Source organism: Bacillus cereus group sp. N21 (genome assembly GCF_016483395.1).
GTDB lineage: Bacteria > Bacillota > Bacilli > Bacillales > Bacillaceae_G > Bacillus_A > Bacillus_A pseudomycoides.
Genome location: NZ_JAEHBX010000126.1, coordinates 1 through 7517 on the forward strand (window position 1 = coordinate 1; position 7517 = coordinate 7517).

A 7517-nucleotide genomic window follows, 5' to 3' on the forward strand; every position below is an offset into this window, starting at 1 on the left:
ACCGGAACCATCTTTTAAGTGCCTAATTTTTAAAGGTCTTTTTATTAAACTGTCCATTTTATAGGGTACAGTTCACAGAAATATTAGCTCTTTTTTTATTGGTTTTTGAATCATTTTAAAACAAATCTAGAAAAAGCTTTTTCAAGGGAAATGTTGTATTTAAGTTTGAAAATTACATTTTAGTTAAAGTAAAGGGATTGTGTTATTCTTTCTATTAAACAGATTTTAGTAAAGAATAAACGTTTGTATCATGTGGAACTCCATTTTGATACATATAATTTTGTAGAACTCCCTCTTTTTTAAACCCTAGTTTGGTTAACAATTTATTGGATGATTCATTTTCAAGAAAAACAATCGCTCCAATACGTGTTAAATGAAGTGTATGAAAACCATATGATATAACTTGAGAGACCGCTTCAGTAGCATATCCATTTCTCCATTGCTCAGGGAAAAGTGCATAACTTATGTTAGCTCTTTTATGTTCAGAAGACCAATCGTGAAAACCGATTGTTCCAATAATGCCTTTCGTCCCCTTTCGTTCGATTTCCCATTTTATACCATGTTTTTCATTGTAACTTTCTGCAAAATTTCTAATGATTTGTTTTACCTGATCTATACTTTTTAATGGATTTTGACCATAGTAACGTAATACATCTGTATTAGAAAAGCAATTTAATATACTTTGTGCATCAGATTCTGTAAGTTCTCTCAAAATGAGTCGTTCTGTTTCTAATATCGGAAACATTTTTCCACTCCTTTTTGTATAAAATTAAAATCTATTTATTATTCTACATTAAAATCAGTAAATAATGAATTTTAAAAATATAGAGAAACAATTATAAGAAGAACTTTGGAAACTTGCTAAAAAAATGAAGCTTCTCTTTTGCTACGTGTTAATATAGTTTTGTGGAATATATTTCAAATAAAATTAAAGAGGATGGACTATGAAACAGCATTCTATATTAATCGTAGATGATGACACAGATATTGTTCAATTAATTGAAGTGCACTTGAAACAAGACGGTTTTAAAGTTTTTAGAGCTTATAATGGGGTAGAGGCATTAGATATTTTAGATTCGAATGACATTCAGCTGACTATTCTTGATATTATGATGCCAGCTATGGATGGTATTGAAGTATGCCGAAGAATAAGGGAGCAATATAATATTCCTGTTATGTTCTTAAGTGCAAAAACGACGGAAATAGATAAGGTTATTGGACTAAGCACAGGCGCAGATGATTATATAACGAAACCATTTAGTATGATGGAGCTCGTAGCACGGGTGAAGGCACAATTAAGAAGATATACCTATTTCAATCAAGTTCCAAGTGAAGTACATAAAAACAAAATTCAAATTAGAGGTTTGGAAATAGATGAATTATCTAGAAAAGTGCTGCTTTATGGAAAATCAATTAATCTCACAAAAACAGAATATGATATATTGCATCTTATGGCTAAAAATAGAAATCGAGTATTCACATTAGAAGAAATATATGAAAGTATTTGGAGAGAAAGAGCGCATGAAAGCAATAATACTGTCATGGTTCATATTGCAAGGTTAAGAAACAAGATAGAAGAAGATCCAAAGAAATCAACAATTATACAAAATGTTTGGGGAGTCGGTTATAAAATTGAAGACTAAATTATTGCAAGGGATTAGGGTGAAATTTTTTCTTGTTTTTATAAGTAGTATTTTATTCTCTACTATTTGCATTATAGTATTCCAAAGTTTGGTTGGAAATATCTATGGGGATGTTGCGAGATTTGAAGAAGAGTATTCTTTTATTTATTTTGTTATTTTTCTTATTTTAACTTCGCTCTTTTTCCTACTATTATCAAAGAATATGATGAAAAGATTGGAGCAAATCAATCAGGGTGTGAATCAGATAAGCAAAGGTAATTTAGAAGTACATATACCCACAATAAAAAATGATGAGATTGGAGAATTAGCAACAAATATTAATGGAATGGTAGAAAATTTAAATGAATCAATTGAAAAAGAAAAAAAATCGCAAGAAATGAAAAATGAAATGATTCATAATATCTCTCATGATTTACGGACGCCCGTAACATCTTTAATCGGTTATGTTGATTTAGTGGAAAGTAAGCTTCATTCCAACATAGAGGAATGCGATCAGTATGTAGCGGTACTAAAGCGAAAAAGTTATGAGTTGAAAAATCAAATAGATGATCTACTAGAATATTGTCATATAAACTATAAGGAAATCCAGTTATATAAAGAAATAGTAGAAGTTAAACCATTAATAGAACAAATCATGATTGATTTTGTACCGCAATTAGATGAGGAAAAGATGCATTTTGACATTGAGTGTAAACAAACTGTACAAATTGAAGTAGATATGAAATTAATGATAAGGCTAATGCAAAATGTAATCAGTAATAGTATTTTATATGGAAAATCTGGAAAGAAAATCGTTATTGAAATGTTAGTTGAAAACATGAATGTCCAAATAAAAATAAAAAATTATGGGCAATGCATTTCAAGCAAAGACCTTCCATATCTATTTGAAAAATTTTATCGTGGAGAGAAATCAAGGAATGCTCATACTGGTGGAAAAGGAATGGGGCTTGCGATTGCTAAAAGTATTGCTCAGATCCATGAAGGTGATATAACAGTATGTAGTAGTAATAAGGAAACAACATTTACAATCATTTTACCTGTATATAAAAAAGAATCGTAAGAAAGTCGTAAGTATTTCTTTCATATGTCGTAAAGTCTGTTTTGTATCATAGCGAATGAAGATATGAAAACGGAGGATATAATATGTGGAAGAAAATTATACTTACTATTTTTGTTGCAATTTTGTTGATAGGTTGGAGCTTAATTTATTTAGCTAGGGGCATTGTATCTATCTTTGCTTGGTGGGGAATACAAGCTTTTAGTTTCTTTTCTATCGTTATTTTAATCATCACAATGACTACAATTATTTGGAATTGGTTTTTTAGAGGCCGTATAGATAAAACAATTATTTTTATTTTTGTTTTATCTATAGTTGGAGCTTGGCCAGCATGTTGGTTTGTCGGGATAGGACAAATCGCTTACCCAGCAGATGTTCATTCTGCAACTCCAAAAGCAACGATTCGTCTTCCATTGAATCAAACTGCATTAGTAGGATGGGGAGGAAATCGACTTGAAACGAATTATCACGCCTGGGCACCAAATCAACGTTGGGCATATGATTTTCTCGTTCCACCAGCGGGAATAAAAAGCTCAAAATTAGAAGATTACGGTATATATGGGGCAGAGGTAGTAGCTCCGGCTTCTGGAACAGTTATATCGATTAATACTGATGAACCTGATTTGAAACCAGGAACTGATGATTTTGATTCTATGGCTGGTAATCACATATATTTACGCTTAGATGAAACAGGAACATACCTTATCCTTGCTCATTTGAAGAGAGGATCGGTACGAGTAAAGGAAGGACAACATGTAACAGAAGGCGCAATCATTGCACAAGTTGGAAACTCAGGGAATTCAAGTGAGCCACATTTACATATTCATCATCAACGGCAAGATCCATCCAAGACGAGCATGTTTCTTTCGGAAGGCTTACCGTTATATTTTCGGGATATTGATGGGCACGCTATGCCAGAAGGTGGTATTCGTGTGAAAAATGGAAATGCGGTACCAATAGGTGATGTGATTTCACCTTTAACCTAAAATAAATCCCCTTTGTTTAAGCAGAGGGGATTTATCATGGCATCTTATAAAATAAAAATCAAAAACATAATAGCTTTATTGTCCAGTAAATGTTTGATACAGTAAGAAAATATTTAAAGCAATAACGAGCCCAGCAATTAACCAGGCAATTGCGCTTGTAATACGATGATTCACTAGCACGCCCATAATTTTTTTGCTACTTGTAAACATAATAAGAGGTACTAATGCAAACGCGATTCCAAATGATAATACAACTTGACTCATAACAAGAGCGTAAGTTGGATTCACTCCTAAAGCAATAATAACAAGAGGCGGGATCATTGTAATAAAGCGTCTTACATATAAAGGAATATGCATGCGGATAAATCCTTGCATAATAATATCACCAGACATTGTACCGACGGAAGAACTAGATAAACCAGCAGCCAACAATCCAATTCCGAAAAGGCTGGCTGATACAGGTCCAACTAAATTGCTAAATTCATTAAAAGCAACGTCTAAATCTTCAACATGTAATCCGTTTTTGAAGAACAAGGCAGCTGCTACGATTAGCATACTTGCGTTAATTGCTCCAGCAATCACCATTGCAATAATGATATCAATGAATTCAAAGCGAAAAATCTTTTTGCGCTGTTCATCTGTTGTTCCAACTACGCGGCGCTGCGTTAAAGCAGAATGTAGATAAATTGCATGTGGCATTACTGTTGCACCTAAAATCCCAGCTGCAAGTAAAATACTATCTACACCCTGAAATTTAGGAATAAATAGTCCCGAAAGAAGGGGACTTAGCTCTGGTTTCGCATAAAACATTTGTACACCAAATGCAACAACAACAATAAAGACCATCCCTGTAATAACAGCTTCTAATGGGCGGAAGCCTCTGCGCTGAAATTCAAGAATAATGAATGATCCGATTGCTGTGATTAAAGCAGCAGGTAACATTGGAATGCCAAATAGCAAATATAATCCTAAAGCAGCACCGATAAACTCGGCTAAATCAGTAGCCATAATAACGAGTTCACCCTGTATCCATAAAGCAATTGAAACGGGTTTTGGGAAATGTTCGCGAGCAACTTCTGGAAGGTTTTTACCAGTAGCAATCCCGAGTTTCGCTGATAGAGACTGAATTAAAACGGCCATTAAATTGGAAGCGAGAATTACCCAAAGTAGTAAATAACCATATTGTGATCCAGCTGCAATATTTGTAGCGAAGTTCCCTGGATCAATATAAGCAACAGATGCGATGAATGCAGGTCCTAGAAAAGGTAATAATCTTTTTAGTCCCTTTGTTTCACCACTTAAAGCTAGATGGGCAGATTGAACGGTTGTACTTTGAGAAGGGACATGTTCATCTTTTGTTATATTTTTATTCATAGTAGTTTTCCCCTTTAGTTTCTTAGCATGATGCAATTATTGTATTTATTCTTACTATCTATTTCAATACATTTAGATGTTTTAGTTGATTTTTTTATTTGAACACAAATGTTTCCTTAATGCAAATTATATGACTGTGTACAATAAAAGGTGTACTTGAAATAACTATGTAATAAAAATAAATAAAATAGCTAACATACAGTTATAACTTTTGGGATTGTAGGAAAATTAACCTATAATATGGAATGGAAAAGGCTGTTTTTTTAATTGTAAAATAGGGATTACAGCATATTAATTGCTGGAAACCAATTTGTATGTTATATAATATATTGGGATTACATCACAACTCTATTGGATTGTGATGTAATCTCGTTTTTCATTTGCGTTAACTTATAGGAAAACATTGTAAATAGGAGAAAGTTATTTGAACAATAGTTAACATATCTTTTCTTATTCTTATATGTTCCGATATGATCGTTAACTTATACATGATTTTAAAATATCGAATTAGATAGGTGGTAAAAATAAAATGTCAAATACAAAACCATACAGAGTGTTACTGTACTACATGTACACTACAATTGAGAATCCGGAAGAATTTGCTGCTCAGCATTTAGAATTTTGTAATTCACTTGAGTTAAAAGGAAGAATTCTTGTAGCAGAAGAGGGGATTAACGGAACTGCTTCAGGTACTGTTGAACAAACAGAGAAATATATGGAAGCAATGAAGAACGATTCACGTTTTGACGGAATCGTGTTTAAAGTGGATGAAGCTGATGAACATGCGTTCAAAAAAATGCATGTGCGCCCTCGTTCAGAGCTTGTTACACTTCGTTTAGAAGATGATATCAATCCGAAAGAAACAACAGGTAAGTATTTAGAACCAAAAGAGTTTTGTGAAGCAATGAAGGAAGAAAATACAGTTATCATAGATGCAAGAAATGATTATGAATATGAGCTAGGGCATTTTAGAGGCGCGATTAAACCTGATATTACATCATTCCGCGAACTACCAGATTGGATTGATGAAAATAAGGAAATGTTCGAAGGTAAAAAGATTTTAACATATTGTACAGGTGGTATTCGCTGTGAGAAGTTTTCAGGCTGGTTAGTGCGTGAAGGCTTTGAGGATGTAAGTCAGCTTCACGGCGGAATTGTAACGTACGGAAAAGACCCTGAAGTGCAAGGTGAACTATGGGATGGACAATGTTACGTATTCGATGAGCGTATTGGTGTACCAGTAAACCAAAAAGAACATGTTATTGTTGGGAAAGACCACTTTACAAAAGAACCATGTGAGCGCTATGTAAATTGTGCAAATCCAGAATGTAACAAACAAATCTTATGCTCGGAAGAAAATGAAGAGAAATATTTACGTGCATGTTCACATGACTGCCGTGTACACCCGCGCAATCGTTATGTAAAAGAGCATGAATTAACAGAAGAGCAAGTGGCTATCGCATTAGAAAAAATTGAAGAAGAAAATAAAGTGAAATTAGGATAATCGTTCACTTTCATAAAAAACGGATCTTATCGCAAAAGATAGGATCCGTTTTTTTATCGTTTTAACCGAGAAGCCCCTCTCCTCTAATAGAAGTGAAGGGGAGGGTAGTTCACTTCTATTTAGATAATGAAAAAAATTACACATTGCTTGTTTGAAACAGCTTGCTTATATAAATCCTTAATTTCTAAAAAGTAACTATAGGTATATTCTAATATTTCATCCGGGTCATCATCTTCAACAAGTGGATAAAGCTGTTCATCCATTAATTCTTGAAAGTTGTACATGTTGTTGAAATCAGATGCACTTAAATCTTTTATTGCAGAATAGGTCTCTTCGACTTCATTAGATGTAAGGTAAAACGTACCGAGAGAATCGTTATCTATGATGGAATCATTAAGCGGTACGACATGTCCAAGCGGTGGTTCGCCTCCGCCAATCTCACCACATAAAATATAATGAAGTAACTGCCATGACTTATCGATATCTAAATCAGATTCTCTAAAATAAATATTTAACTCGTTATTTTTGATTTTACTTAATTCCTCATCTGTAACTAATATATACTGTCCAATCATCCCCATAATAGCCAGCTCCTCTAAAGCTTTTGAATTTAGTATATCATTTTTAATCCCACATTAACGAGCAGTAAGACTCAACCTTAAGATACAAAGAGAAACGAGGAAGATAGGTGGGGTCTTACTGCTCGTAAAAGCTCGATTCGTTCAACTAATAATCAGTGATGGATGGAGAAACCTCCCACTGATTAAAGTTTCACTTTATCATTTTAACCGAGAAGACCCCCTCCTCTAAACGAAGTGAAGGTGGGGGTCTTCTCGGTTTTTTCTTTTTAAAGAAAACGTCTCTTTTTGTAGAACGTATGTTTGTTTCGGTGTATAATGATCTTATCAAATAAAATGAGGTGAGAACAGGTGAAGAAAGCGTATTTTTCGAAA

At 33.5% G+C, this 7517-nt stretch carries 8 protein-coding genes; 4 read left to right on the plus strand and 4 right to left on the minus strand.

The annotated features are described in order from the left end of the window. Nucleotides 1-214: 214 nt before the first annotated feature. Nucleotides 215-745: a GNAT family N-acetyltransferase gene (locus tag JDS96_RS29230; protein WP_199668924.1), complete on the minus strand. Its 531-nt coding sequence runs from the start codon at nt 743-745 to the stop codon at nt 215-217. A 199-nt stretch (nt 746-944) separates the two neighbouring features. Between JDS96_RS29230 and JDS96_RS29235 the strand changes: the two genes are divergently transcribed. From JDS96_RS29235 to JDS96_RS29245, 3 genes are all read left to right on the plus strand, one after another. After that, nucleotides 945-1643 (plus strand): response regulator transcription factor, encoded by a 699-nt coding sequence (locus tag JDS96_RS29235; protein ID WP_003202744.1) that lies wholly within the window; start codon nt 945-947, stop codon nt 1641-1643. Then, a complete protein-coding gene (locus tag JDS96_RS29240; protein ID WP_113708572.1) occupies nt 1609-2703 on the plus strand; it encodes a sensor histidine kinase in 1095 nt (364 codons plus the stop codon). Before JDS96_RS29235 ends, JDS96_RS29240 begins: the two co-directional genes overlap by 35 nt. A gap of 83 nt (nt 2704-2786) precedes the next feature. Next, nucleotides 2787-3686, plus strand: coding sequence for a M23 family metallopeptidase (locus tag JDS96_RS29245; protein ID WP_199668925.1), 900 nt, complete (start codon nt 2787-2789; stop codon nt 3684-3686). A 75-nt stretch (nt 3687-3761) separates the two neighbouring features. Here JDS96_RS29245 and JDS96_RS29250 read toward each other — a convergent pair whose 3' ends face one another. Continuing rightward, nucleotides 3762-5060, minus strand: coding sequence for an Nramp family divalent metal transporter (locus JDS96_RS29250; protein ID WP_199668926.1), 1299 nt, complete (start codon nt 5058-5060; stop codon nt 3762-3764). Nucleotides 5061-5589: 529 nt separating this feature from the next. Between JDS96_RS29250 and trhO the strand changes: the two genes are divergently transcribed. Next, nucleotides 5590-6564 (plus strand): oxygen-dependent tRNA uridine(34) hydroxylase TrhO, encoded by a 975-nt coding sequence (trhO, locus tag JDS96_RS29255; protein ID WP_199668927.1) that lies wholly within the window; start codon nt 5590-5592, stop codon nt 6562-6564. A gap of 119 nt (nt 6565-6683) precedes the next feature. Here the strand turns inward: trhO and JDS96_RS29260 are convergent, their stop codons facing one another. Both JDS96_RS29260 and JDS96_RS31760 read right to left on the minus strand, forming a co-directional pair. Continuing rightward, on the minus strand, nt 6684-7145 hold the full coding sequence (locus tag JDS96_RS29260; RefSeq protein WP_199668928.1) for a YfbM family protein: 462 nt from the start codon (nt 7143-7145) through the stop codon (nt 6684-6686). Nucleotides 7146-7335: 190 nt separating this feature from the next. Beyond that, nucleotides 7336-7517, minus strand: a 182-nt coding sequence (locus tag JDS96_RS31760) for a hypothetical protein (RefSeq protein WP_206777248.1), incomplete at its 5' end; no start/stop codon positions are given.

What these genes read in the sequence shown, in the direction of transcription:
- JDS96_RS29240 (WP_113708572.1), top strand. Translation starts at nt 1,609, where the DNA reads ATGTTTGGGGAGTCGGTTATAAAATTGAAGACTAAATTATTGCAAGGG.
- JDS96_RS29250 (WP_199668926.1), bottom strand. Translation starts at nt 5,060, where the DNA reads ATGAATAAAAATATAACAAAAGATGAACATGTCCCTTCTCAAAGTACA.
- JDS96_RS29230 (WP_199668924.1), bottom strand. Translation starts at nt 745, where the DNA reads ATGTTTCCGATATTAGAAACAGAACGACTCATTTTGAGAGAACTTACA.
- JDS96_RS29260 (WP_199668928.1), bottom strand. Translation starts at nt 7,145, where the DNA reads ATGGGGATGATTGGACAGTATATATTAGTTACAGATGAGGAATTAAGT.
- JDS96_RS29245 (WP_199668925.1), top strand. Translation starts at nt 2,787, where the DNA reads ATGTGGAAGAAAATTATACTTACTATTTTTGTTGCAATTTTGTTGATA.
- trhO (WP_199668927.1), top strand. Translation starts at nt 5,590, where the DNA reads ATGTCAAATACAAAACCATACAGAGTGTTACTGTACTACATGTACACT.
- JDS96_RS29235 (WP_003202744.1), top strand. Translation starts at nt 945, where the DNA reads ATGAAACAGCATTCTATATTAATCGTAGATGATGACACAGATATTGTT.